General features: G+C 75.1%; 20 protein-coding genes. 10 read left to right on the top strand and 10 right to left on the bottom strand.

Annotated elements, in window-relative coordinates; all coding sequences use genetic code 11:
- Positions 1 to 104 precede the first annotated feature (104 nt).
- From OKX07_RS18400 to OKX07_RS18385, 4 genes are all read left to right on the top strand, one after another.
- Positions 105 to 743 (top strand): helix-turn-helix transcriptional regulator, encoded by a 639-nt coding sequence (locus OKX07_RS18400; RefSeq protein WP_265629449.1) that lies wholly within the window; start codon positions 105 to 107, stop codon positions 741 to 743.
- A 110-nt stretch (positions 744 to 853) separates the two neighbouring features.
- Complete coding sequence (locus OKX07_RS18395) at positions 854 to 2,323, top strand: hypothetical protein (RefSeq protein WP_265629448.1); 1,470 nt, start codon at positions 854 to 856, stop codon at positions 2,321 to 2,323.
- 14 nt (positions 2,324 to 2,337) lie between these two features.
- Positions 2,338 to 2,748 (top strand): hypothetical protein, encoded by a 411-nt coding sequence (locus tag OKX07_RS18390; RefSeq protein ID WP_265629447.1) that lies wholly within the window; start codon positions 2,338 to 2,340, stop codon positions 2,746 to 2,748.
- A gap of 113 nt (positions 2,749 to 2,861) precedes the next feature.
- Entirely contained in the window at positions 2,862 to 3,920 is a 1,059-nt protein-coding gene (locus OKX07_RS18385; protein WP_265629446.1) for a hypothetical protein, read from the top strand.
- On the opposite strand, the gene OKX07_RS18380 is transcribed toward OKX07_RS18385, so the two are convergent.
- The gene (locus OKX07_RS18380) at positions 3,868 to 4,005 is read right to left on the bottom strand and encodes a hypothetical protein (protein ID WP_265629445.1); all 138 of its coding nucleotides are present in this window, start codon (positions 4,003 to 4,005) and stop codon (positions 3,868 to 3,870) included. The two genes, OKX07_RS18385 and OKX07_RS18380, sit on opposite strands and share 53 nt — an antisense overlap.
- A 278-nt stretch (positions 4,006 to 4,283) precedes the next feature.
- Here OKX07_RS18380 and OKX07_RS18375 point away from each other — a divergent pair, with 278 nt between their 5' ends.
- Positions 4,284 to 5,102, top strand: a complete 819-nt coding sequence (locus OKX07_RS18375; RefSeq protein ID WP_265629444.1) for an ABC transporter ATP-binding protein — start codon at positions 4,284 to 4,286, stop codon at positions 5,100 to 5,102.
- Positions 5,102 to 7,690, top strand: coding sequence for an ABC transporter permease (locus OKX07_RS18370; RefSeq protein WP_265629443.1), 2,589 nt, complete (start codon positions 5,102 to 5,104; stop codon positions 7,688 to 7,690). The genes OKX07_RS18375 and OKX07_RS18370 overlap by 1 nt, the downstream gene beginning before the upstream one ends.
- 21 nt (positions 7,691 to 7,711) lie before the next feature.
- Here the strand turns inward: OKX07_RS18370 and OKX07_RS18365 are convergent, their stop codons facing one another.
- Positions 7,712 to 8,059: a nucleotide pyrophosphohydrolase gene (locus OKX07_RS18365; protein ID WP_265629442.1), complete on the bottom strand. Its 348-nt coding sequence runs from the start codon at positions 8,057 to 8,059 to the stop codon at positions 7,712 to 7,714.
- A 266-nt stretch (positions 8,060 to 8,325) separates the two neighbouring features.
- Here OKX07_RS18365 and OKX07_RS18360 point away from each other — a divergent pair, with 266 nt between their 5' ends.
- The gene (locus tag OKX07_RS18360) at positions 8,326 to 9,321 is read left to right on the top strand and encodes a LacI family DNA-binding transcriptional regulator (RefSeq protein ID WP_265629441.1); all 996 of its coding nucleotides are present in this window, start codon (positions 8,326 to 8,328) and stop codon (positions 9,319 to 9,321) included.
- Positions 9,322 to 9,394: 73 nt separating this feature from the next.
- On the opposite strand, the gene OKX07_RS18355 is transcribed toward OKX07_RS18360, so the two are convergent.
- The gene (locus OKX07_RS18355; protein WP_265629440.1) at positions 9,395 to 11,452 is read right to left on the bottom strand and encodes an elongation factor G; all 2,058 of its coding nucleotides are present in this window, start codon (positions 11,450 to 11,452) and stop codon (positions 9,395 to 9,397) included.
- A 241-nt stretch (positions 11,453 to 11,693) separates the two neighbouring features.
- Here OKX07_RS18355 and OKX07_RS18350 point away from each other — a divergent pair, with 241 nt between their 5' ends.
- On the top strand, positions 11,694 to 13,013 hold the full coding sequence (locus OKX07_RS18350; protein WP_265629439.1) for a hypothetical protein: 1,320 nt from the start codon (positions 11,694 to 11,696) through the stop codon (positions 13,011 to 13,013).
- A 61-nt stretch (positions 13,014 to 13,074) separates the two neighbouring features.
- Here OKX07_RS18350 and OKX07_RS18345 read toward each other — a convergent pair whose 3' ends face one another.
- From OKX07_RS18345 to OKX07_RS18325, 5 genes are all read right to left on the bottom strand, one after another.
- Positions 13,075 to 14,064: an FKBP-type peptidyl-prolyl cis-trans isomerase gene (locus OKX07_RS18345; protein WP_265629438.1), complete on the bottom strand. Its 990-nt coding sequence runs from the start codon at positions 14,062 to 14,064 to the stop codon at positions 13,075 to 13,077.
- Positions 14,065 to 14,198: 134 nt separating this feature from the next.
- Positions 14,199 to 15,893, bottom strand: coding sequence for an alpha-amylase family protein (locus OKX07_RS18340; protein WP_265629437.1), 1,695 nt, complete (start codon positions 15,891 to 15,893; stop codon positions 14,199 to 14,201).
- A complete protein-coding gene (locus tag OKX07_RS18335) occupies positions 15,890 to 16,921 on the bottom strand; it encodes a TIGR03885 family FMN-dependent LLM class oxidoreductase (RefSeq protein WP_265629436.1) in 1,032 nt (343 codons plus the stop codon). Before OKX07_RS18335 ends, OKX07_RS18340 begins: the two co-directional genes overlap by 4 nt.
- Before the next feature lie 76 nt (positions 16,922 to 16,997).
- On the bottom strand, positions 16,998 to 17,699 hold the full coding sequence (locus OKX07_RS18330; RefSeq protein ID WP_265629435.1) for a response regulator: 702 nt from the start codon (positions 17,697 to 17,699) through the stop codon (positions 16,998 to 17,000).
- Positions 17,699 to 18,940, bottom strand: coding sequence for a sensor histidine kinase (locus tag OKX07_RS18325; RefSeq protein ID WP_265629434.1), 1,242 nt, complete (start codon positions 18,938 to 18,940; stop codon positions 17,699 to 17,701). Before OKX07_RS18325 ends, OKX07_RS18330 begins: the two co-directional genes overlap by 1 nt.
- Positions 18,941 to 19,057: 117 nt before the next feature.
- Between OKX07_RS18325 and OKX07_RS18320 the strand changes: the two genes are divergently transcribed.
- Both OKX07_RS18320 and OKX07_RS18315 read left to right on the top strand, forming a co-directional pair.
- The gene (locus OKX07_RS18320; RefSeq protein ID WP_265629433.1) at positions 19,058 to 19,681 is read left to right on the top strand and encodes a hypothetical protein; all 624 of its coding nucleotides are present in this window, start codon (positions 19,058 to 19,060) and stop codon (positions 19,679 to 19,681) included.
- Positions 19,682 to 19,814: 133 nt separating this feature from the next.
- Positions 19,815 to 20,672, top strand: coding sequence for an SDR family oxidoreductase (locus OKX07_RS18315; RefSeq protein ID WP_265629432.1), 858 nt, complete (start codon positions 19,815 to 19,817; stop codon positions 20,670 to 20,672).
- Positions 20,673 to 20,836: 164 nt separating this feature from the next.
- On the opposite strand, the gene OKX07_RS18310 is transcribed toward OKX07_RS18315, so the two are convergent.
- Together OKX07_RS18310 and OKX07_RS18305 are read right to left on the bottom strand one after the other, a co-directional pair.
- Positions 20,837 to 21,958, bottom strand: coding sequence for a Gfo/Idh/MocA family protein (locus tag OKX07_RS18310; protein WP_265629431.1), 1,122 nt, complete (start codon positions 21,956 to 21,958; stop codon positions 20,837 to 20,839).
- Between the two features lie 49 nt (positions 21,959 to 22,007).
- On the bottom strand, positions 22,008 to 24,683 hold the full coding sequence (locus OKX07_RS18305) for a LuxR C-terminal-related transcriptional regulator (protein WP_265629430.1): 2,676 nt from the start codon (positions 24,681 to 24,683) through the stop codon (positions 22,008 to 22,010).
- Between the last annotated feature and the right edge of the window lie 78 nt (positions 24,684 to 24,761).

Genomic DNA, 24,761 nt, shown 5'->3' with positions numbered 1-24,761 from the left:
CGGCTCCCGCGCCGCGCCTCGGACGGATCGACCGGGGAGCGCGAGACGTTCGCAGGGTGACACGCAGGGGGGGACCGCGTGCCCGGTCGAGAACGGTCGTGGTGGTGTCCGAGCACGTCGTGCTGGGTGCGGCGCTCGCACCGGCGCTCGCGGCGACGGGCTGGAGAGCGGTGCGCACGGAGCACTGGGAGCTGCTCGACGACGAGGTCCGGCAGGACCACGAGGCGGGGGTGGTGCTGGTCGTCGACGCGCGCGGACGTCTGCCGCCGGGTCCGCCGCCGGCGTCGCTGCGCAGCGCGGAGGCACCCGTCGTCGTCGTGGGGCGGCGCGCCGACCTGCGGGTGCTGACCGCGGCGGTCGAGCGGGGCGCGGTCGCGGCCCTCGACGGCGACCAGCCGCTCCCGGACCTCGTGCGCGCGCTCGACGGTCTGCTCGGCGACCCGGCGACGTGGCCGGACCGGCGTGGGCTGCTGGCGCGGCTGCGGCGCCGTGTCGCGCACGCGGCGGCGCTCGCGTCCCTCACGCCGCGCGAGCTCGACGTGCTGGGCGCCCTCATGCGGGGGATGTCGGCCGCGGACATCGCCCGTGCGGACCACGTGGCGCTGCCGACCGTGCGCTCGCACATCCGCGCGGTCCTGGACAAGACGGGGACCACCTCGCAGCTCGCGGCGGTCGCGCGCGCCCACGCGTTCGGCGCGGTGCCGGCGATCGACGCCGCCCGGCGGCACCTGCACGACCTGTGAGGCGACGCCACATCAGTCTTGACGATGTCGCGCGCGTCGTCGGTCACGACGGTGGGAGGTGCACGGGGTCGCCGTCAGGGGGGGTCCCGGCAGATGCAGGGGGGACCGACATGGTCGACACCACGGGTGGAACGCAGTTCTACTCCGCACTCCAGTCCAAGGCGATGGCCGCCGTCCAGGACACGTTCAAGTCGACGCTGTACCCGGTGCAGTTCCCGGCACAGGGCGACTTCTCGTGGAACTGGCAGAACGGCAACCAGGTGCTCAACGACGCCACCTACCAGTACGTCAACGCGCTCGTCACGCCGGGGCAGATCGACGGCACGGTCGCGCTGTCGACCGGCGGCAGCTTCGCGAACGCCTACTCCACGGTGCTGAACGCCCTCGTGTTCACGCTGAGCACCGCGGATCAGGCACGGCTGACCAAGGCGCAGTCCGACGCGTCCGTCCAGGGCGGCACCGTCGTCGCGGACTACCAGACGCAGTTCGGCACCATCACCGACGCGCAGCGGACCGCCGCCAACGTCACCACCAACATCGACTACGTCATCGGTCACGTCCTGGGGACCCTGTGGAGCGGGACGGCGACCCCCGTGACGTACACGCAGATGTCGCAGGCCCGCAACCTGCGCACCCTGCTGCCGGCCGCTCCGGCAGGCGCCGACCAGGTGCTCACGGACGTGTCGCTGTACCTCAGCATCATGCAGCCGGTCCTCGGGCTGACCGACCAGATCCAGAACGGCGCGTGGGTGCTGCGGCAGCTCAAGGCCAACACGCAGTCGCCGAGCGCCGCGACGGGCGGCATCTCGACGTTCGACCCGAACACCGGTGCCCTGGTGCCGGGCGTGAACGTCGGCTGGTCGGTGTCCTCGTCGATCGCGCAGATCAACAACGACCTCAGCAACACCGGTCGCACGATCGACATCTCGATGACGACGACCCAGTCGTCGGGCAGCAGCGTCAACGTCGACGTCGAGGGGCAGGTCGGGTTCTCGGTGGGCTCGTGGCTGGAGTTCAGCACCGAGGCGGGTGCGAGCTACGACATGGCGAAGTCGTCGGGGACGAGCACGGAGTGCTCCGTGACGATCAGCTACGCGGGCTACTCGATGGTCGGCGTGGCGCCCACGCCGTGGCAGCAGGCGACGAACGTCGGGTTCTACTCCCCGGACCCCGTCGCCCAGGCCGTCGCCAACGAGGGCAAGGACGTCACGGGCTTCACGTTCCTCAACCCGCCGCCGTACGCGCTGGGTCCCGTCGCCGACGGCGGCGGGTTCGGGCTGCTGACGAACGTCCTGATCGCCAACTACCCGACCATCACCATCCACTACGAGAAGGCCGACTTCTCGAGCTTCGAGCAGTCGTGGGACGAGCACGTCAGCGGCAACCTGACGCTGTTCGGGTTCATCAAGCTCGGCAGCTTCAGCCAGGGCGCGTACGGCAGCTCCTTCGAGAAGGGCTCCGACGACAGCTCGTTCACGGTCACGTTCTCCGCCTCGCCCGAGGTCACGAGCGTCCCGCAGGCCCAGAAGACCGCGTACGTCATCGGTGCTGCGGTCGCCAACCCCGGCGTCACCCGCTAGAAGGAGGTAGGACGATGCCCATCAACATCGCACAGGGCGCGGTCATGGCAGGTCCGTCGCCGGCCCACGGCAACGCCCTCTACGCCGACGCCAGCGCGTGCATCCACGCGCTCGACTACGCGGACGTCTGGGGTGCGGTCGGTCTGATCGTCTCGATCGGGACCACCCGGCTCGACCTGCAGGGGTACACGGCCACCGGCCACGCGAACCTGCAGATCCAGCGCAACGGGGTGCCGGCGCCGAGCACGATGTCCACCGTGCTGGTCAACCCGACGGCGCAGGCGATCGTCACGCCCGGTCCGCGGCGCACCGCGCAGCAGACGGAGATCCTCCGCAACGTCAAGAGCGCGCTGTTCCGCAGCCTCGACGCCTGGGAGGTGGGCGCGCCGTTCATCTGGCTCGTCGCCGGGGCCCCGTCGTCGTGACGGACGCCGCGACCGGCCCGGGTGCCCTCCCGGGCGCGGGTCGCGGGTCGGCGCCCCGGGGCAGGTCGGCAACGATCTGCGCCGGGGCGTCCGGTCTGCCCGCGTACACCGACGTGCGGGACGCGATCAACGCCCAGACCTGGTTGCTCTACCACGCGGCGGTCGAGCTCGTGCAGTACCCGGCGCAGGGGGACTTCGCCTGGTGGTACCAGAACCCGAACCAGGTGTTCAACGCCGCCACCTACGACTGGGTCAGCGCCCGGGTCGTGCCGGGCGACGCCCCGGGGCTCGTGGCGCTGACGCCGTCGGGCGGGTTCCCCGACGCGTACGCGGCGCTCCTGGCCGACCTCACGTGGACCGTCGCGGCCGCCGACGCCGGGTCGCCCGCGGCCGCCCGGCAGGCCGCCGCGGCGCTGGCCGGGCTCGCGCGGCTGCGGGCCGTCCTCGCGGACCCGCCCGACGGCGCGGGCGGCATGCGGACCGTCGACCCCGTGACGGGCGCGATCCCCGCCGGCACCGTGCCGGCCTACGCCGTGAACACCGCGCTCGCGGCGCTCGCGGACTCCCTGCAGGGCGGCGGCAGCACGGTCGTCGTCCGCGTCGCCGGCCCGTACGGCAGCGTCGTCACGCTCACCTACCCGTGCTGCACGATGGTCCCCGTCGCGCCGTCCGCGTGGCAGCCCACGACGGGGCGCGGCTGGTACGCGCCGGACCCCGTGGGCCAGGCGTACGCGCGCGGCGCCGGCACGTCGTCGGGGTACGCGTTCGTCGCGCCCCCCGCGTACACCCCCGGCTCGGTGGTCGACGGGGGCGACCTGGGGCAGGTCGTCGGCGTCCTGCTGAGCGGACCGCCCACGCTGACCGTCGAGCCGGCCCCGATGAACGCCCTGGGCCCCGGTCCCGACGTCGCGGACCTCGAGGCGCTGGTGCGGGGCGCGCTCGACCTGCTCGGCCTCGGCCGGCCCGCCCCACCCACCGTCCCCCGCGCGTGCGCGGCGCCCGCCGTGCCGCTGCTGCAGCAGCGCGCCACCGTCGTGGGGGTGACGGTCGGGACGTTCGCGTCCGCGCCGGGCGGGACGTTCGCGCTCACGTCGGGCGGAACAGGCGCGGACGAGCGGCTCAGCCGCCGAGCCCGAGCAGCGTCGCGACCAGCGGACGGGCCAGCTCGCTGAGGAGCGTCGGCTGCGCGGCGAACGCCAGGCCCCCGCCGAGGACGACGGCGCCGGCGACGCGTGCGGTGCGGCGGAGCACGAACATGGGGACCTCCGGGTCGGCGGGCCGCGCGGTGCGGCCCGTCGGGACCAGCCTGCTGCGTGCACCGCACCCGGCGGAACCGGGGAGACCCCCGGTCCGTCCCGGGAGGTAGCCCTACCGGACCCGGGGTCGCCTCGGTGTGTCGGCGTCGCGGTAGCACGGCGTCACAGCCCCCTGACCAGGCCTTTCGTCCGGCCGGGCACCCTGAGTGCGGACGCCCGCACGCTCAGGGTCGGTTCCGGGCGCGTCCAGGGTGTCGTGCCCGGCGCCGCGGCGGCACGATGATCCACGTGACCACCACCGACAGCGCCCGGCTCGACGCCCCCATCGCCACGGCCCGGGGCCTCGTCCGCACGTACGGCTCCGGCCCGACCGCGGTGCACGCGCTCGCGGGCGTCGACCTCGACGTCCAGCGCGGCCGTCTGACCGCGACCATGGGCCCCTCCGGGTCCGGCAAGTCGACCCTCATGCACTGTCTCGCGGGTCTCGACCGGCCCACCGCGGGCACGGTCGTCGTCGACGGCGAGGAGGTGTCGTCGATGTCGGAGCGGCGCCTCACGCGGCTGCGACGCGATCGCATCGGCTTCGTGTTCCAGGCGTACAACCTGGTGCCGACGCTCACGGCCCTCGAGAACATCACCCTGCCCCTGGACATCGCGCGCCGGCCCGTCGACCGCGACCACCTCGACGCCGTCGTGCAGGCCGTCGGACTCGCGGACCGGCTGCACCACAAGCCGGGCGAGCTGTCCGGCGGGCAGCAGCAGCGCGTCGCCTGCGCGCGGGCGCTGGTCACCCGGCCCGCCGTGGTCTTCGCCGACGAGCCGACGGGCAACCTGGACTCGGTGTCCGCGCACGAGGTGCTGTCGTTCCTGCGGCGCAGCGTCGACGAGCTCGGGCAGTCCGTCGTCATGGTGACGCACGACCCGACGGCCGCGTCGTACGCCGACCGCGTCCTGTTCCTCGCCGACGGCCGCATCGTCGACGAGCTCGCCGACCCGACGCCCGCGGCGGTCCTCGAGCGGCTCGGGGCGCTGACCCGGCGCCCGTCCGCCGCCCCCGCCGGCGCCTCCGCCGGCTCCGCCCCCACCGAGGTGCGCTGATGCTGCGGGTCACGCTGCGCGGGGTCCGCGCGCACGCGGTGCGGTTCGCGCTGTCCGTGCTGGCCGTGGCGCTCGGTGTCGCGTTCGTCGCCGGGACGTTCGCGCTGCGGACCATGCTGTCCGACACGTTCCACGGCATCGTCGACGCCCAGGCGCCCGCCGCCGTGTACGTCCGCGGCGACGGGGTCCTGCCCGGCGGCGGGGACACGGGCGGCGGCACGACCCTGGGGGAGCAGCGCACGCCCGTGCCGGCGGCGCTCGCCCCGGAGCTGTCGGGCCTCGACGGTGTGCGGGTCGCGCTGCCGGACCTGGCCGGGCCGATCGTCCTCGTCGGCGCCGACGGCACGGCCGTGCAGTCCACGCAGGCGCCGTCGTTCGGCGTCGCGTTCGACGAGCGCGACCCGGGGCTCGACCTGCGCGCCGGGCGCGGGCCCGTCGCCGCCGACGAGATCGCCGTGGAGTCGGCGACGCTCGAGTCCTCGGGGCTGGCGCTGGGGGACGCGACCCGGGTGGTGATCTCGGGCGAGGTGCGCGACGTGACCGTCGTCGGCGAGGTCGACGCGGGCGGCCCCCTGGCGGGCGCGACGCTGGTGTACCTGCCGGTCGACGTGGTCACGGCCGCCTTCGCGCCCGAGGGCACGGTCGCGAGCATCGCCGTCCACGCGCAGGACGGGGTGGACGAGCAGACGCTGGCCGACCGCGTGGCCGCCGCGCTCGACGACGGCACGGTGGCGGACGCGGCCGGCACCCAGGTCGTCACCGGGCAGTCCCTGCGCGACGAGCTGAGCGCCGACATCGACCAGAGCCTCGGGTTCATCACGTCGTTCCTGCTGATCTTCGCGGTCGTCTCGCTGTTCGTCGGCGGGTTCCTCATCGCCAACACGTTCGCGATGTCGGTGCGCCAGCGGGTCCGCGAGTTCGCGCTGCTGCGCGCCGTCGGGGCGTCACCCGCGCAGGTGTTCGGCGTCGTCGTGGGGCAGGCGGCCGTCGTCGGGCTCGTCGGGTCGGCGCTGGGCGTCGCGGGTGGCGTCGCGCTGGTCGGCGTGCTGCGCGTCGTGTTCGAGCGCGTGGGCATGGACCTCGTCGGCGACGTCCCGCTCGACGCGACGACCGTGGTCACGTGCCTCGTGCTCGGCACCCTGGTGTCGGCCGTGGCCGCCGCCGTCCCCGCGCGCCGGGCCGCGCTGGTCGCCCCCGTCGAGGCGATGCGCGGCGAGACCAGCGTGCCGGAGCGGTCGCTGCACCGCCGCGGGCTGGCCGGTGGCGTCGTCGTGGCGCTCGGCGTCGCCGGGGTCGCGTACGCGGCGCTGCGTCCCGGCGCCGCGGCCGCCGAGACGCTGCTGGGCGGCGGCGCGGCCGTCGTCCTGGTCGGGGTGCTGATCGCGTCGCCGACGCTGGCGCACGCCGTGCTGCGGGTGCTCGCCGTGCCGCTCGCGAGGACGCTGCCGCCGGTGGGCCGGCTCGCGCAGGGCAACGTCGTGCGCAACCCCCGGCGCACCGCGGCGACCGCGGGTGCGCTGGTCATCGGCATGGCGCTCGTGGGCGCCGTGTCCGTGATCGCCGCGACCGCGCAGGCCTCGCTCGTGCAGGTCGTCCAGAGCGCGACGAACGCGGACCTCGTGCTGCGGTCCGCGACCTCCGCGATCCCGGCGGGTGCCGTCACCGACGTCGACGCGCTGCCCGAGGTCGGCCGCGCGGACGCGATCGCGTTCACGTTCGGCGGCGCGTCGCCGGCGCCGGGCGTCGCCCCGGGCGACGGCGACGGCGCGGTCGTCGTGGGGCTGCGGCCCGACGTGCTGGGCTCGGCTCTCGTCGTCGAGGTGCTGGACGGCGACGTCGACGACCTCGACGACACCCATGCCGTCGTCAACGCGAGCGTCGCCGGGGACGGCTGGGCGGTCGGCGACGAGCTGACCGTGACCACCGCGACCGCCGAGCGGACCCTGGAGGTGGCTGCCGTCATCGACACGCGGGTCATGAGCGGGTCGGTCGTCGTCACGCAGGACGTCCTCGACGCGATGGCGCCCGGGCTCGCGCAGACCACGGACACCGTGTTCGTGGACGCCGCGTCCGGGGTCACGCCCGCGGAGCTGCGCACGGCCGTCGCGGCCGCCGTCGCGCCGTACGTCGTGGTGTCCGTGCAGGACCGCGACGAGTTCGTCGACCAGATGGCCGCGCAGGTCGACCAGCTCCTCGTCATCCTCTACGCGCTGCTGGGGCTCTCGCTCGTCATCGCCGTGCTCGGGATCGTCAACACGCTCGCGCTGTCCGTGATCGAGCGGACCCGGGAGATCGGGCTGCTGCGGGCCGTCGGGCTGGGGCGGCTGCAGCTCGCCGGGGTGGTGACGGTCGAGTCGGTGCTGACGGCCGTGTTCGGCACGGTCGTCGGGCTCGTCGTCGGGGTGGGGCTGGCGTCCGTGCTGCCGCGCGTCTACGCCGAGGAGGGCCTGGACACGCTGGTCGTCCCGTGGGACGGCCTGGCCGTGATGATGACCCTGGCACTCGTGGTGGGCGTGCTGGCCGCGGCGTGGCCGGCAGCCCGCGCGGCCCGCCTCCGCGTCCTCGACGCCATCGCCACCCCCGACTGACCCGCCACTCGACGACGGGGGTCAGGGTTTGTGGGGGGCGACGCCGCGGTGGTGCTCCGGGGGGAAGCGGGTGTGGGAGTCCGCCAGCTTGGCGCGGGCCGCGGCGCCCAGGTCGACGCCGAGGACGTCCGCGAGGCGGACCAGGTAGACGAGCACGTCGGCCATCTCCTGCGCCGCGCGGGCCCGCCGGTCGGGGGCGGCGAACCGCTCGACGGCCTGGTCGGCAGGCACCCACTGGAAGAGCTCGGCCAGCTCCCCGACCTCCCCGACGAGCGCGAGCACGAGCGACTTGGGGTCGTGGAACTGCTCCCAGTCGCGCTCCTGCGAGAACTCCCGCACCGCCGCCGCCAGCTCCGCGATCTCCGCCACGCCCCCATCATCCGCCCCGCGGTACCCGCCCTCGCCCGGCGCGTGAACCGCACAGTGGGCGAAGAAATCCGACACCGCCCGGGGAAGTGGGCGCGTATCTGCCCATTTCCTTCCCCCGGATGCGCGGGGGGCCGTGGACTGGACGCGCGGGCCGACGGCACCCGGTGGCAGACTGGCGCGCCGCCGTTCCTGCACGTCAACCGCGGTGCGCCGGCCCGCAGGGGTCCGGTGCCGCTGTGCCGACGTGGCTCGAGGGGGTGGGCAGGGTGGGGCGCGCGACGATCCAGGACGTGGCCCGGCACGCGCGCGCCTCCGCCGCGAGCGTCTCCAACTTCCTCAACCGCCCCGAGCGCATGTCCCGCGAGCTGCACACCCGCATCGAGCGCGCGGTCGACGAGCTCGGGTACGTCCCGCACCTGCCGGCGCAGCAGCTGCGCCGCGGCCGGTCCCAGCTGGTCGGCGTGTGCGTCGTCGACGCCGCCGACCCGTTCCTCGCGTCGGTCGTCCGGGCGGTCGAGCAGCGCCTCGACCCGCAGGGCATGACCGCGCTGGTCGCGTCGAGCCACGGCTCGGCGGACCGCCAGCGCTCGCTCCTCGGCCTGTTCGAGCAGCTGCGGCTCGACGGCGTCGTCGTCACGCCCTGCGACGCGGACCTGTCGACCCTGCACGACCTGCAGCGCCGCGGCACGGCCGTCGTCCTCGTCGACGCCGCGGACCCCACCGGTGTGCTGCCCTCGGTGACGCTCGACCACGTCGCGGGCGGCCGGCTCGCGGCCCAGCACCTCGTCGACGGCGGGCGCCGACGGCTCGTCGCCGTGCCCGGCCCGGAACGGGTCACGCAGGTCGCCGACCGGCTCGCGGGGGCGCGCGGCGTCGCGACGGCCCACGGGGTCGAGCTGCGCGTCGTGGAGGTCGCGCGCCTGGACCTCGACGAGGGACGGCGCATCGGTGCGGACCTCGCGGCGCAGCCCGCCTCGCGCCGGCCCGACGGTGTGCTCGCGGGCAACGACGTGCTCGCGGTCGGCATCCTGCAGGAGCTGCTCGCGGCGGGGGTGCGCGTCCCGCAGGACGTCGCGATCGTCGGGCACGACGACGTCGACCTCGCCCGGACGGCCGCGGTGCCGCTGACGACGGTGCGCCAGCCGACCGCCGAGATCGCCGCCCTGACCGCGCAGCTCGTCGTCGCGCAGGGCCCGGTCGTCGGCACCACCCTGGTCCCCGAGCTCGTCGTCCGCGCGAGCAGCGGCCCCGCCGGGAGCTGACGCCCGGCACGCGCCGGCACGCGCCGGTGCGTCGGGCCGCCACCCCGCCGCGAGAGGTCGATCCGGCCGGCCCTCAGACCGGGGCGAGGTGGTCCGGGCAGGGTGCGTAGTGGTCGGGTGCGACGGTCAGGCCGCCGCGGCCCCCGGTGAGCGAGCGCAGGTCGAGCACGTAGCGCCGCAGCTCGGCCTCGGGGACGACGGCCTCGACGACCACCTCGCCGCCGTCGAGCGACATGGTGTCGGTGATGCGGCCGCGGCGTGCGGACAGGTCGCTCATGACGTCGCCCTGCGCGGCCGTCGGCACGGTGATCTGCACGCGGCACACGGGCTCGAGGACGACCGTCCCGGCCGTGGCCAGCGCCTCCTTGAGCCCCGCGGCCGCGGCCGTGCGGAACGCCATGTCGGAGGAGTCGACGGCGTGCGCGCGGCCGTCGTGAACCTCGACGCGCAGGTCCACGACCGGGTAGCCGTGGGGGCCGCCCGCGGCCATCGCCTCGCGGACGCCGCGCTCGACGGCCGGCAGGTAGGACCGGGGGATCGCGCCGCCGACGACCGAGTCGACGAACTCGAAGCCGGACCCGGGGGGCAACGGGGAGACCCGCAGGTGCACGACCGCGTACTGCCCGTGGCCGCCGGACTGCTTCTTGACGCGGCCCTCGGCGGCGACGGGCCGCGCGACGGTCTCGCGGTACCCGACGGGGACGGGCGCCGTGGTGACGTGCACACCGAAGACGCGCGCGAGGCGCTCGAGCGCGACCGCCAGGTGCGTGTCGCCCAGGCCGCGCAGCACGGTGCGGTCGCCCGTCCGGTCGACGGTCAGGGTGGGGTCCTCGGCGCAGAGGCGGGCGAGGGCGGCGGACAGCCGGTCGTCGTCGGACTGCGTGACGGGGTCCAGCGCGAGCGCGTACACGCCGGGCCGCACGGGTGCGGGTGCTGCGGTCATGCCCACGCCCGGCGTGCCGCGGGCGGCGAGCAGCGACCCCGTCGGCGTGCCGGTGAGCTTCGCCACCGCCGCGACCTGCCCCGCGACCGCCGCGTCGAGTGGCGTGTGCTCCTTGCCGCGCAGCCGGAACAGCCCGGGCACCCGCTCCTCGGTGCGCGTCGTGGTGTTGACCAGCCGGTCGCCGGGCCGCACCGTCCCCGACAGCACGCGGAACACCGTGACCTGCCCGACGAACGGGTCGGCCACGGTCCGGAAGACGTGCACGAGCGTCGGGCCGTGCGGGTCCGGCGCGACCTGCACCTCGACGGCGCCCGCGAGCACGGTGCGGGCCCGTGCGTCGGGGCCGGGGCACAGCGCGCACAGCAGGTCGGCGAGGCGGTCGACACCGACACCCGTCGTCCCGGACGCGACCAGCACCGGCACGGCGCGGCCGTCGCAGACCTCCTGCGCGAGGGTCCGGCCGAGGTCCGCGGCGGACGGCACGTCGCCCGCGAGGTACCGCTCGAGCTGCTCGTCGTCGTGCGCGACGATCTCCTCGGTGACCTCCTCGTGCAGGCGGTGCTCCTCCTCCGCGACGCCCGACGGCAGCGGCTCGCTGTGGTGGTGGCCGTCCGCGTCGTAGACGTAGCCCTCCTCGGAGAGCACGTCGGCGACACCGGTGAACGCGGCCTCGTCGCCGAACGGCAGCTCGAGCGGGACGAGCGTGTCCCCGAACGCCGCGCGCAGCTGGGCCAGGGTGCGGTGGAAGTCGGCGCGCACCTTGTCCTCCTTGGTGACGACGACGACGCGCGGCACGCCCGCGTCGGCCGCGGCCCGCCATGCCAGGTGCGTGCCCGCCTGCACGCCGTCGACGGCGCTGACGACGACGACGGCCAGGTCGGCGGCGCTCAGGGCCGCGTCGACGGCACCGGCGAAGTCGAGGAAGCCGGGGGTGTCGAGCACGGTGAGGTCGTACGTGTGCCCGTCGTCGGCCTGCCACGGCAGGTGCGCGACGCCGAGCGCCAGGGAGATGCCGCGGGCGATCTCCTCGGGCTCGTGGTCCGTGACCGTGCTGCCGTCCTCGACGCGGCCGGCGCGGGGGATCGCGCCGGCCCGCAGCAGCAGGGCCTCGGTGAGGGTGGTCTTGCCGGATCCCGACGCGCCCAGCAGGGCGACGGTACGGACGGCGACCGACGATGCCTGGTCCATGAGGACCCTCCCGCGCTGGAGGTGATCGTCCGGCCAGCGTAGGCCGAGGCGGCCGGGAGGAACAGGACGTGCGTCCCTGGACGGGCCGGCGGCACGTCGTCCCCACGGCCGCAAGTCGGAGTCACAAACCACCCTCACTGAGGTCACCGCGCCTCTACGCTGGGGCCGGCGGGCGCCGGTCGGCGGTCGCGGACGACGAGGTCCGGACGGACGACGAGGTCCGGGCACAGGGGGTTCCGACATGAGCAGTGGCAAGACGAGATGCACCGTCGGCGGGGCGGCGGCCGCCGTCGTCCTCGCAGCGAGCGTGCTGGTCGGCGCCGCACCCGCACAGGGTGCGACGACAGGCGAGTCCTGGTACGGCACCACCGACGCGGGGATCGAGTACGCGCTCACCCCGCAGACCGCGCCCGACGCCTGGGCGGACGCCGCCCCGGCGGACCTGGTGGCGGCCCTCGACGTCCCCGACGCCGACGTCGCGGGCATGACGACCGCGGCCCTGCTCGAGGCCGCGCTCGACTACCCGTACGTGGGCGACTACGTCGCCTACTCGACCCCGCAGCAGGGCCTCGACGCGCTGCGGGCGAAGAGCCCGGTCATCGACGAGCTGATCCGACGGCCCGACGTGCTCGACGTCGTCCTGGCGACGTACGGCTCCGCGGACCTCGCCGCCGTCGCGGCGACCGACGCGATCTCGACCCTGCACGTCGGCTTCGTCGAGCTGGTGCTCGCGCAGCCCGAGGTGCTCGGCCAGGGCGACGTCGAGCGGCGCGCGGACGCCGTCGGCGTGGTCGTCGAGAAGTGGCGCCAGAAGCAGCGCATCGCGGGTGGCACGCACTACGACACGTCCGGGTCGGCGCTCGTCGCGCTGCGGGCGCTCGCGCAGGACGACCCGGCCGCGCTCGACCGGCTGTCGGGTGAGTCGGCCGGCGTCGCGACGTTCCTCGAGGGCGGTCTGGTCAGCGCACTCGCGCCGTCGCAGTGGAAGGACCTGCTGCAGGGCCTCGACGGCGACCTGCAGCGCACGTACCGGCTGGAGGCGGGCTCGACCTCCCGCTTGCCCACGGTCGGCGGCGGCGTCACGCCCGACGCCCCGAGCTACACCAACAGCTCGGTCAAGACCCCCAACGGCAGCACGGTCGCGACCCTGACGGTCAGCGGCGACCTCACGTCGTCGCAGATCACCCAGATCAACAACCAGATGGCGAGCTCGTACCCGCGGGCCACGCGGGTGCGCAGCGCGACCGCCAAGTACAACTGCCACTCGTACGCCTGGTACAGCCAGTCGACGTCGAACAACCGGTGGATGAACTACACCGCGAAGTACTGGACGGACGGCAGCTACCGCTTCTCGTCCAGCCAGTCCTACGCGACGGCGACCAACGCGCTGTCACCGCTCGTCATCGGCCACCGCGTCAGCTACGTCAACGGTGACCACTCGGCCTACAAGTCGGGGGCGACGACGCTCACGTCCAAGTGGGGCCAGGCCGGCCTGTACACGCACGGCCCGAACCACACGCCGTACACGAGCACGACGACGCTGAACTACTACCTCCGCTGAACGACCTCGGGGTCCGCACCGGAGCGGTGCGGACCCCGAGGGGTGGTTCAGGTGCGGGTGCTCAGGACGCCGCGAGGATGTCGACGACGAACACGAGCGTGGAGTCGGGCGGGATCGTCTCGCCCGAGCCCTCGGCGCCGTACCCCTTGTCCGGCGGCACGACGAGCAGGACCTGGCTGCCGACCTTCTGGCCGACGAGGCCCTCGTTCCAACCGGCGATGACCTGGCCCTGGCCGATGTTCTCGACCGGGTAGGGCGTGCTGCGCTCCCATGAGGAGTCGAACTGCGTGCCGTCCCACAGCCAGCCGGTGTAGTGCACGAGCACGGTCTGCCCGGCGGTGACCGCGGGTCCGGCGCCCTCGATGAGCGGCTGCACGGTCAGGGCGGCGGGCGGGTCACCCGCGACGGTCTCGATCGACGGCGCGCCGTTGTCGGCGAGCGTCACGGTCGGCAGGCCGTCCGCGGGGGCGACGGCGGTGCCGTCGGCGCGGCCGGGGCGCTTGGAGACGACCTCGGCGACGGCGAGGGACGACTCGTCCTCGCCCGACGGGACCGCGAACACGAAGCGGGTGCCCACCTTGCCGCCGACGAGGATGTCGGTGAGCACGGGGGCGAGCGAGGCCTCGCTGACGACGATCTGCTCGGGGGTGCTGGACTCCCACGTCGAGGAGAGCTGGCTGCCGTCGAGGCCCTTGATCCACAGCGAGTGCAGGTCGACGAGGTCGCCGTCGGCGATCTCCTCGCCCGTGCCCTCGTCGAGGACGCGGGCCACGGCGGCCGTCACGCTGAACGGCGTGGCACCCAGCGTCACGGTCGGCTGGGCGCCGGGGGCACCGTCGACGGTCACGGCCTCGAGCGCGGCGATGTCCTCGGCGGTCGGGGTGGGCGCCTCCTCGGGCGCATCGGTGGACGCCGCGGCGGTGTCCTCCGATGCCGGAGTCGTCGGGTCGTCGCTCCCGCCGCCGCCGGAGCAGGCGGCAAGCGTGAGGCTGAGCGCCAGCGTCGCGGCTGCGGCGCGCAGCGCGGTGCGGGCGGTGGTGGGGCGTCGCACGGAGATCCTCCGGGGGTCGGGAGACCGGCCCGGAACGGGGGACGGCCTCCGGAACGGTACGCGACCTTCCTGAGCGCCTGCTGGACGGACCATGAGCCGAAACGCTTCAGCCGCCGCGCGCCGCCGGGTGGGGCTCACAGCAGCCGCCGCGAGTCCGGGTGGACGACCCGCAGCCAGCGGTAGCCGTACCCGTCGAGCTCGATCTCGAGGCGCCCCCGCGCGTCCGGCACGTGGTCGTCGTCCTGCAGCAGGTCGATGAGCCTGCAGGAGTCGTCGGTGTCGGGCAGGTGCAGCGGCACGCGGACCGCGTCGGGGCCCAGGTTGTGCAGCGCCACCATGGACCCGTCCTGCCATGTGGAGCGGTGCGCGAGGACCGCGGCGTGCGGCTGGTCGAGGATCTCGACGCGCTTGGTCCAGCCCAGCTCGGGGCTCTCGCGGTAGCGGCGTGCGAGCTTCTGGACGAAGTTGAGCAGCGAGTCCGGGTCGCGGCGCTGGTCCGACACGTTGACGTGGTCCGGTCCGAACGCACCCTCCGTGACCTGCCCCGACAGCTTCGACGGTGCCGCCTTCGAGTACCCGCCGTTCTTGCCGGACGTCCACTGCATCGGCGTCCGCACCGCCATGCGGCCCTCGATGGCGAGGTTCTCGCCCATGCCGATCTCCTCGCCGTAGAACAGCACCGGCGTGCCGGGCAGGCTGAACAGCAGCGAGTAGACCATCCGGACGCGGCGCGGGTCCCCGTCGAGCATCGGGGGCAGCCGGCGGCGCAGGCCGCGGTCGTAGAGCTGCATGTCCGGGTCCGGGCCGAAGGCGTCGAACACCTCCTGCCGCTCGTCGTCGGACAGCTTGTCCAGCGTCAGCTCGTCGTGGTTGCGCACGAACGTCGCCCACTGGGCGTCCGACGGGATCTCGGGGCGGGACTCCAGCGTGGCCGCGATCGGGCCGGCGTCCTGACGCGCGAGGGCCAGGTACATCTGCTGCATGAGGACGAAGTCGAACTGCAGGTTCAGCTCCTTGCCCTCGTCCTCGCCGTCGCCCGAGTGGTCCCCGAAGAACAGGCGCTGCTCGTCGTACGGCAGGTTGACCTCGCCCATGAGGATCGAGTCGCCCGTGCGGCGGGACAGGAACGCGCGCAGCTGCTGCAGGAACTCGTGCGGGTGGTCGACCTCGTCGCCCTTGGTCTTGGCGGCGTCCAGCAGGAAGAACGGCACCGCGTCGACGCGGAACCCGTCCAGGCCCATCTGCGCCCAGTAGCCCACGACCTTCGCGATCGCGTCACGGACCTGCGGGTTCGCGGTGTTGAGGTCCGGCTGGTGGCGGTAGAAGCGGTGCCGGTACCAGGCGCCCGCCTGCTCGTCGAACGTCCAGATGCCCTTCTCCTGGTCGGGGAAGACCACCTCGGCCGACGTGTCCGGCGGGGCGTCCTCGCGCCACACGTACCAGTCGCGGTACGGGCTGTCCTTCGAGCGGCGCGCGCTGCGGAACCACGGGTGCCGGTCGGAGGTGTGGTTGACGACGAGGTCGGCGATGACCCGGATGCCGCGGTCGTTGGCGGTGCGGACCAGCTCGACGAGGTCGCCCGCGTCGCCCAGGCGGGGGTCCACGCCGTAGTAGTCGGTGATGTCGTAGCCGTCGTCGAGGTCGGCCGTCGGGTAGAACGGCATGAGCCACAGGCACGTGACGCCCAGCTCCGCCAGGTGGTCGATGCGCTGCACGAGGCCGGGCAGGTCGCCGATGCCGTCGTCGTCCCAGTCCATGTACGTCTCGACGTCGAGGCAGTAGATGACCGCGGACTTCCACCACAGGTCGCCGGTGTCGCGGATCTTCACGCGTGCACCGCCTTCAGGGCGGGGATCAGGTGCTCGGCGGCCATGTCGACGAACGCCTCGAGCGACGACGCGGGCTGCGTCGCCGTGGCCTCCGCGTCGGGGTGCTTGTCGTCGGACGGGACCACGTCGGTCGCGATCTGGTGCAGGTAGACGGCGTCGAAGCCGAGCTCGGCCAGTGCGACGAGCCGGTCGGCCAGGCGGTGCGGGTCGTGCTCGACGAGCACGGACGACCGCAGCAGGTCGTCGCTGACCTTGTCGGCGATCTGGTCGAACGCCTCGGGGGTGTCCAGGTCCCACGCGACGGGCGGGCCGATCGCGTTGCCTGCCCACTGCTCGCGCGCCAGGCGCAGCGCGTCGGCGTCGGTGGGTGCGTACGACACGTGGACCTGCAGGGAGATGTCGCCCCGGCCGCCCGCGTCGCGGTACGCGCCGATGACGCGCTTCAGCTTCTCGTCCGGCTGGTTGACGGTGACGAGCCCGTCGGCCCAGCGCGCGTGGTTGGCGGCGGTCGCCTCGGTGACGGCCGGGCCGATGAGCAGCGGCTTCACGTCCGGGAGCGTCCAGAGCTTGGCCCGGTCGACCTTCACCAGGCCGTCGTGCGTGACCTCCTCGCCGTCGAGCAGCGCGCGGATGACCTCGACGCACTCGACCAGGCGGGCGTCGCGCACGGGCTTGGGCAGCCAGCCGTCACCGGTGATGTGCTCGTTCATGTTCTCGCCCGAGCCGAGCGCCACCCAGAACCGCCCCGGGTACATCGCCGCGAGAGTCGCCGCGGCCTGCGCGATGATCGCCGGGTGGTAGCGCTGGCCCGGCGCGTTGACCACGCCGAACGGCAGCTGCGTGGTCGCCAGGGCGGACCCCAGCCACGTCCACGCGAACCCGGAGTGCCCCTGCGTCGACTGCCAGGGGGCCCAGTGGTCCGAGCACATCGCGGCGTCGAAGCCGCGCTGCTCGGCCAGCTGGGTCGCCGCGAGCAACGCGGAGGGATGGACCTGCTCGTGTGAGTTGTGGAATCCGACGCGCACCATGTCGCCCTTTCCTACCGGTTGGAGGGGCGCGGCGCGCGTCGAGCGGGTCGCCGGTGCCGGCCCGGCGTGCGTCGCGTCAGGGCCGCGCGTCCCTCGCCAGCACCCCCGCCTGCAGCCGCGTCCGCACGCCCAGCTTGGCCAGCAGGTGGCTGACGTGGGACTTCACGGTCGTCTCCGACACCACGAGCCGCGCGGCGATGTCCGCGTTGGACAGCCCGTCGCCGAGGGCGTCGAGGACGTCACGCTCGCGGGCAGTGAGCGTGGCGAGGCGCTCGTCGACGACGGGCGGCGGGGTCGGTGCGGCCGGGTCGGGGACGTGGGCGGCGACGGCGTCGAGCAGTCGACGCGTGACCTCGGGTGCCAGCACGCCCTCGCCGGCCGCCACCCGGCAGACCGCGTCGACGAGCTCGTGCGCCCCCACCGTCTTGAGGAGGAACCCGGCGGCGCCCGCCCGCACCATGCCGAGCACGTACTCGTCGAGGTCGAAGGTGGTGAGCGCGACGACCTCGGCGAGCCGCTCGCCGACGACAGTCGCGGTCGCCGTGATGCCGTCCGTGCCGGGCATCCGCACGTCCATGAGGACGACGTCGGGCCGCAGGGCGCGCGCCTGCCGCACGGCCACGTCGCCGTCCGCGGCCTCCCCGACCACCTCGACCCGCCCGGACTGCTCGAGCATGAGCCGCAACCCAGCCCGAATGGCAGCGTGATCGTCGGCCACCACCACGCGCACGCGCGCGGAGCCGACAGAGTGTGAAGGGTTGTTGCCGCTGGGCGTCATCAGGGCTCCACACTCTCGCGCTGCAGGGGAAGGCGGGCGTGGACGCGCCACGTCGCGCCGTCGGGTCCGGCGGTGAACGACCCGCCCAGCGCGGTCGCCCGCTCGCGCATCGTCTGCAGGCCCGTCGACGACGTCAGGGCCGGGTCCACCGTCGCGGCGTCGGACGCCACCGCGTTCTCGACGACGAGCTCCAGCGCCTCGTCGTCGGCCGTGCACCGCGCGGTCGCCCGCCCGGCGCCGTGCTTGTGCGCGTTGGTCGCCGCCTCCTGCAGGATCCGGAACGCCGCCTGGTCCACCGCGGTGGGCAGCCCGGCGGGCACGTCCCCGACGACGTCCACGTCGAGGTCCGCGACGCGCGCCAGACCCGCCGGGGCCGTCGCGGCGTCGGCGTCCGCACCCTGACGCAGCACCAGGATCATCGAGCGCATCTCGGCCAGCGCGTCGAGCGACCCGGCGCGTGCCGCGGCCAGCGCCGCGCGGTCCCGGGCCTCCGCGGGCGGGCCAGCGAGCGCCGCCTCGGCGTGGATCGCGACGGCCGACAGGTGCCCCGCGACGACGTCGTGCAGGTCCCGGGCCACGCGCGCCCGCTCGTCCTGCACGGCCCGCTCCCGGTCGAGGGCCGCGATGCGCGCGACGTCGTCCGCGTGCGCCCGCGCCAGGTCGGCCCGCGCGCCCTCCGCGTCCGCCCGGCGGGACTGCTCGGCGGCCAGCTCGCTCGAGCGGCGCACGTCCGCACCCCACCACCACGGCGGCAGCAGCAGCGCGACGGCGACGAGCGTGAGCTGCACGACGTCCTGCGCGCGCATGCCCACGGCGGTCGTCGCGACCAGCACGGCGCCGACGAGCCCCAGCAGCACCCGCAGCACCGCGGACCGCGCGCGCGGCGTCGCCCGGACCGCCACCGTGAACAGGGCGTCGAACAGCACGAGGTACATGCCGAGGCTGCCGCCCAGGGCCGCGTCCGCGACGGTGAGGACCGCGACCGCCCCGAGCACCGCGACGGGGCGACGGCGCTTGGCCAGCAGGACGGACGTGCCGAGCAGCAGCAGCAACGCCTGCCACGGCCGGACCCCGCCGGGCAGCTCCACGAGCGAGGTGTCCGCCCCGACCATCTGCACGTCGACCACCAGCAGGAACAGCCCGACCAGCAGCAGGCCGACCGAGTCCCACCGCGCGGACTGCGGGGACTCGCGCGCCAGCCAGCCCTGCACGTCGAAGCGGCTGCGCAGGGCGGTGAGCATGTGCCCATCCCAGCACGCGCCGCGCCCACGGCTCTCGTCCGGACGGAGGAGGCCTGCCGGACGGGTCGGTCCGTCCGCCGGACGCGGCGACGCAGGGGGCGACGCCACGCTCGGGGCATGTCACCGCTCTCGTGGATCCTCGACAACCCCGTCGGCGCGCTCGTGCTCGCGTGCGAGATCGCGTTCTGGGTGTTCCTCGCCGCCGCGATCGTCGCCCGGTACGTGCTGCGGCGCCGGCGCCTGTCGACCGTGCTGCTGCTGTGCGAGCCGGCCATCGAGGTCGTCCTGCTCGTGGCCACCGTCGGCGACCTGCTGCGCGGGTCCGAGCCGCAGTGGACGCACGGGCTGGCGGCCGTCTACCTCGGCTACACCGTCGCGTTCGGGAGGTGGACGGTGCACCACGTCGACGCGTGGGTCGCGTGGCGCTGGTTCGACGGCCCGCAGCCGGAGCGGGCACCGAAGCACGGGCGGGCCCGCCTGGTGCACGAGTGGCAGCTGTGGCTGCGCGTGCTGCTCGCGTGGGCGGTGGCCGTCGCGATCCTCGGGGTCCTCATGCTCATCGCGTCCGAGCCGGAGCAGCGCGCGGTGCTGCTCGGGTGGATCGGCCGCGCGTCGGTGGTCCTGGTGATCTGGCTGGTCACGGGTCCGGTGTGGCAGCTGTTCGTCGACGGCCCGGACCCCGTCCCCGACCACGACGACGCCCCGGCTCCGGCCCTCCTCAGGTCCGACCACCGCCCCTGACCCACCCCACCCCCCGCCACCCCCGTCGACCTCGTCCGGCGCGTGTCCCGCCTGGTGGGAAGGGATCGGGGCGGCGGGTGGTTCCGTCACGGGAGCGGTGCCGTCGGCGTCGCCTACGTCGCAGGAGGAACGCATGTCCGTCGTCGTCACCGGAGCCACCGGTCACCTGGGTCGTCTCATCGCGGAGGGGCTGCTCGACGCCGGTGTCGACGTGGTCGCGGGCGGACGCCGCACGGAGCGGGTCGCCGACCTCGCCGGGCGCGGTGCGCGCGTCGTCGAGATCGACTACGACCGCCCCGGCACGCTGGCGGACGCGCTCGCGGGCGCGGACACGCTCATGCTCGTCTCCGGCTCGGAGGTCGGCCGGCGCGTCGAGCAGCACGGTGCCGCGATCGACGCCGCGAAGGCCGCAGGGGTACGACGCGTCGTCTACACGTCGGCGCCGCACGCGGACGCCACGGACCTGGTCCTGGCCCCGGAGCACAAGGCCACGGAGGACCTGCTCGCGGCATCGGGCCTGGTCACGACCGTGCTGCGCAACAACTGGTACACCGAGAACTACGTGCGGACGCTGCAGCAGGCGGCCGCGACGGGCGAGATCGTCGGGTCGGTCGGGCTGGGGCGCGTGGCGTCGGCGACGCGCGCGGACCTCGCCGCGGGTGCCGTCGCGGTGCTGACGGGTGGCGGGCACGACGGCCGCACGTACGAGCTCACCGGCGACCACGCGTGGACGCACCACGAGCTCGCGCTGGTCGCGTCCCACCTCGTGGGCCGGCCGGTGGTCTACCGCGACGTCACGCCCGACGAGCAGCGCGCGGGTCTGCTCGCGGCCGGGCTCGACGAGGGCACCGCCGGATTCGTCGTCGCGCTCGACCGGAACATCGCGACGGGCGCGCTCGCCGACGCGACGGACACGCTGCGCACGCTGCTCGGCCGCCCGACGACCCCCCTCGTCGACGGCCTGACCGCCGCCTGGTCGGCCTCGGCCTGACGCCTCGGCCGGTCGGCGTCCGCTCCTCGGGACGCGCCGGCACCGAGACCGGGCTGAGTCGTGCTCAGAGTCCCGGACGACGACTCAGCCCGGTCTCGATGGAACCGCGTCTCGAGGGGTGGGCTGGTCCGGCCGCGGACGTCCGGTGGCGGCGGCCCGCCGCGTCAGACCGCGTCCGACCAGGCCTCCGCCGCCGTCGTCACCGGGTCGCCCGTGCGGGCGGACTCCTCGATCGCGAGCCCCAGCAGGTGGTCCTGGCAACCGTCGGCCAGGGGGTACGGCGGCGGGGCGTCGCCGCGGAGCCACGCGCCGGTGTCGGCGAGCAGGTGCGCGACGGCGAGGTCGTCGTCCGCCAGGCGCGCACCGGCGAACGGGTTGCGGTACAGCACCCGCCCGTCGAGGGACAGGTGCTCGAGGTCGAACCCGTCGAGGTTCTGCTCGATCCCCGACTGCCCGCGGACGATCCGCGACGTCAGCACGGTCCGCTCGTCGACCCAGCGCGTCACGGCGTCGTCGACGATCTCGCCGTGGGACCCGCGCACCAGGACCCGGTTGGTGCGCAGCGGGTTGTACCACTGGTTGTCGGTGAAGTCGTAGAGGATCGTGCGCCCGTCGCCCAGGTCGAGCGTCGCGAGGATCGCGCGCACCGGCGCGGCCGCCGTCGCGCCCGTCCACCCGTCGCGCCCGACGGGGTCGAGCAACGGTGCGGTGAACGCCTGCGCGCGCACGGTCACCGGGCCGCGCCCCGCGCCGAGCAGGTACCGCCCCAGCCCGACCGCGTGGTAGAGGTGCGTCGACGAGATCTGCACGCTCGTCGGCTCGCCGATCGTCCCGGCCTCGACCACGGCCCGCCGCGCGCGGTGCGCCGGCATCGACGGCGAGTGCTCCGCCACCTGCACGAGCCCCGTCGCACCCACATCGGCCCACAGGGCGCGCAGCCCGGCGACGTCGGGGGCGGGCGGGGTCTCGGCGAGCACGGGGACGGCCGCGTCGACGACCTCCCGGACCACGTCGGGCGTCACGGGCCACGGCGTCGCCGTGACGACGACCTCGGGGCGGTCCGGCGCGGCGCCCGCACCCGGCAGGGCGCCCGTGACGAGCTCCTCGACGGTCCGCACCGTCGGCACGCCCCACGCCGCCTCGACCTGGGCCCCACGCTCCGCGGTGCGCGTCACGACGCCCACGCACCGGAACTGCTCCGGCATCAGGCGTGCCACCCGCACGAAGAACTCGGCCCGCCACCCCGACCCCACGACCCCGAAACGGATCGGTTGCTGCTGCGTCACGCGGACCTCCTCGTCCTCGCGGTCGACCCTAGCCCGCCGGGTCGGCGGCTCAGCGCGGCGGGTCGTGCGTGCCGAGGATCCCCAGGTCGTGCCCGCGACGCAGCGCGGCCTCGCGGTCGTGGACGCCGAGCTTCGCGTACGTGGCCAGCACCTGCTTGCGCACGGTGTTGACGGACACGCCCAGCGCGTCCGCGACGTCGCGGGTCGTGCCGTGGTCGTTCAGCAGCGTCAGGACGGTGCGCTCGCGCGGGGTCAGCGGGACCAGGCGCACCGGGTCGTCCCCAACCCGACCCGTCGCGGCCAGCCGCGCCAGCGCGATGTCGTCGAACGGCAGGTCCGTCGCGTCGACGAGCGACTCGCGGACCGCGCCCGGCAGCTGCGCGAAGCTGCTCAGCGCACCCTGCGGGCCGGCGAGCCGTCGCGCGCTGCGGAAGGCCGTGACGGCGCGATCCGGCTGCCCGCTCTCGTGCGCAGCCCAGGCCTCGAGCACCAGCAGGTCCCTGCGGTCGGCCAGGCTGTTGCCGCGCCGGCGTGTGCCGCGCGCGGCCAGGCGCACGGCCGCGTGCGGGTCCCCGGTCAGCAGGTGCCACCGCGTCCGCGGGACGTCGGCCCACGCGGCCGACGGGTCGACCTGGTCCAGCAGGTCCGACGCCCGGTGCAGCTCGCCGAGCGCGAGGAGCAGCTCGGTCCGGATGCGCAGCACCGTCCCCCGCACCCACGCGGGCTGCTCCACCCAGACGGGCTGCGTGCGCTCGACGTGCTCGAGCTGCGCGAGCGCGGTCTCCGCGTCACCGAACAGCACGGCCCGGCGGGCGCGCGCGCGCAGCACCAGCGGCCACGTCGGGTCGGGTGCGTGCACCTCGATGTCGAGCCGGGACAGGGCCGCGTCCACAGCCGCCAGGTCGAGCTGGTCGACGGCGAGCAGCGCCTCGGCCACGGCGGCGGCGTCGTCGCGCATGACCTCCTCCCAGTCGGGATCCAGCGCCTCGACGTAGCGCACGAGCCACCGGTCCGCGTCGAGGAGCGCGCCGTCGAGGGCGTGCGCCAGCGCGACGTGCGCGGCCGCCGCCGAGCGCACGTCCGGCGCGAGGGCCGGGTTCGCCAGCTCGTACGCGCGCGTCCCCAGCTCGAGCGACCCGCCCGGGTCACCGTCGACCAGGGCCGTGCGGGCGGCCTGCACGAGGAACCACCAGTACGGCCGGCTCGCCGTGTCGCCTGCCCGTCCCGCCCGCGCCGCGGCGACCTCGGTGTCGCGCAGCACGGCCATGGCGCGTGCCATGTCACCGCGGCTGCGCGCCGTGACGAGCGCGGACGCCGCACCGATCCAGCGGCCCGCAGGCGTGCGGCTGCGCCAGGCGCCGTCGAGCGCGAGGACCCCGAGCTCCTTCATGAGCCGCAGGACCACCGCGCGCACGTCGTCGCGCCCGTCCCGCCCGCGGCGCGCCATCGCCCGCGCCATGGTCAGCACGGTCGACGTCTCGGCGACCTCGTCGGGGATCGCGGCGTACGCGGCGTCGACCGTGGGGCCGCCCGCCGCGACCAGGTACGGGCCGTAGTCGAGCCAGCAGGTCTCGAGCAGGGTCCAGTCGCGGGCGCCGGCGGCGTGCTCGACCGCGCGGCGCGGGTCGGGAGGGTCCGCGGTCAGCGCGGTACGGGCCAGCGCGCTGTGCACCCGGGCGACGAGCGCGGGGTCGCGCCGGTCCAGCTCCTGCCGCAGGGCCTCGCGCAGCAGCACCGGGTAGTGCCACCGGCTGGGGCTGCCCGCGGTGCGGTCGCGCAGCAGGCAGCCGACGTTCTCGAGCTCCAGCAGGACGGCGACGGCGTCGTCGGTCGACCGACGCCCCGCGGAGTCGAGCGTGAGGCGCACGGTCTCGGGTGTCGGGTCGGCGTCCGCGGCCACGAGCATCGCCGTCTCGAGCAGCGGCGCGTCCCCGAGCGACGGCAGGACGACGTCCCGCGCGAACGCGTACGCGCCTGCGGTCGCGAGCTGGTCGTCGTCCGGACGGGTGTCGTCGAGGACCTCGCGTGCCAGGCGCGGCCAACCGCCGACGAGGGCCACCAGGCCCGCCAGGCGGGCGTCGTCCACCGGATGGCCCCACGAGGCGGCCGCCGCGCGCAGCTCCTCGGCCGTGAAGGCCAGGTCGCGCGCCGTGACGGTGACGACGGGCAGCGGACTGCCCACGGCCGCCAGGACCGGGTGCTGCGCACCGGCGGGGAGCAGCGGGTACCGCGGGCCGGTGACGAGGACGAGGCGCAGCGCCGGTGCCGTCGCGAGCAGCTCGGCGACCGCCGTCACGGCGGCGGGATCGTCCAGCTCGTCGGCGTCGTCGACGACGAGCACCACCAGCGTGGCGGCCGCGTCGACCGCCGCCGCGAGCGCACCCGGCGACGCCGCGTCGGGGACGTCGACGCCCCGCGCCCGCAGCGCGACGGTCAGCGCGTCGCGCACCACCGACCACGGATCGTCCTGGTGCCACGGGCGGGCTGTCCACGCCACGGGGCGGCCGGCGGCGCGCTGCGCGGACGCCCACTGCGCTGCCAGCACGGTGCGGCCGTAGCCGGTCGCAGCGCGGATGATCGCCACCCGCTCGAGCCGGTCGAGGCGGTCGAGCAGGCGCGAGCGGACGACCGCGTTCACGGGCCCCTGCGGCAACGCCCACGCCGGCGTGCCGACCACCCCGCCACCGCGCCGGTCGTCCCCGGGCGGCGACCCCCTGGCCGTCATGTCCGCCAGTATCTGGTGCCCGACGCCCCGTGTGCTCGCGCCGCGCGGGTGAAGCCGTCGGCGTCCCGCGGTTCGGAC

This window comes from Cellulomonas sp. S1-8 (assembly GCF_026184235.1).
In the GTDB taxonomy this organism is placed as follows: Bacteria; Actinomycetota; Actinomycetes; order Actinomycetales; family Cellulomonadaceae; genus Cellulomonas.
The sequence above is the reverse complement of the archived record's forward strand: the minus strand, read 5'-3'. Positions and strand labels throughout refer to the sequence as shown.

What these genes read in the sequence shown, in the direction of transcription:
- OKX07_RS18315 (WP_265629432.1), top strand. Translation starts at nt 19,815, where the DNA reads ATGTCCGTCGTCGTCACCGGAGCCACCGGTCACCTGGGTCGTCTCATC.
- OKX07_RS18370 (WP_265629443.1), top strand. Translation starts at nt 5,102, where the DNA reads ATGCTGCGGGTCACGCTGCGCGGGGTCCGCGCGCACGCGGTGCGGTTC.
- OKX07_RS18390 (WP_265629447.1), top strand. Translation starts at nt 2,338, where the DNA reads ATGCCCATCAACATCGCACAGGGCGCGGTCATGGCAGGTCCGTCGCCG.
- OKX07_RS18325 (WP_265629434.1), bottom strand. Translation starts at nt 18,940, where the DNA reads ATGCTCACCGCCCTGCGCAGCCGCTTCGACGTGCAGGGCTGGCTGGCG.
- OKX07_RS18335 (WP_265629436.1), bottom strand. Translation starts at nt 16,921, where the DNA reads ATGGTGCGCGTCGGATTCCACAACTCACACGAGCAGGTCCATCCCTCC.
- OKX07_RS18355 (WP_265629440.1), bottom strand. Translation starts at nt 11,452, where the DNA reads ATGGACCAGGCATCGTCGGTCGCCGTCCGTACCGTCGCCCTGCTGGGC.
- OKX07_RS18305 (WP_265629430.1), bottom strand. Translation starts at nt 24,683, where the DNA reads ATGACGGCCAGGGGGTCGCCGCCCGGGGACGACCGGCGCGGTGGCGGG.
- OKX07_RS18375 (WP_265629444.1), top strand. Translation starts at nt 4,284, where the DNA reads ATGATCCACGTGACCACCACCGACAGCGCCCGGCTCGACGCCCCCATC.
- OKX07_RS18380 (WP_265629445.1), bottom strand. Translation starts at nt 4,005, where the DNA reads ATGTTCGTGCTCCGCCGCACCGCACGCGTCGCCGGCGCCGTCGTCCTC.
- OKX07_RS18395 (WP_265629448.1), top strand. Translation starts at nt 854, where the DNA reads ATGGTCGACACCACGGGTGGAACGCAGTTCTACTCCGCACTCCAGTCC.
- OKX07_RS18320 (WP_265629433.1), top strand. Translation starts at nt 19,058, where the DNA reads ATGTCACCGCTCTCGTGGATCCTCGACAACCCCGTCGGCGCGCTCGTG.
- OKX07_RS18330 (WP_265629435.1), bottom strand. Translation starts at nt 17,699, where the DNA reads ATGACGCCCAGCGGCAACAACCCTTCACACTCTGTCGGCTCCGCGCGC.
- OKX07_RS18350 (WP_265629439.1), top strand. Translation starts at nt 11,694, where the DNA reads ATGAGCAGTGGCAAGACGAGATGCACCGTCGGCGGGGCGGCGGCCGCC.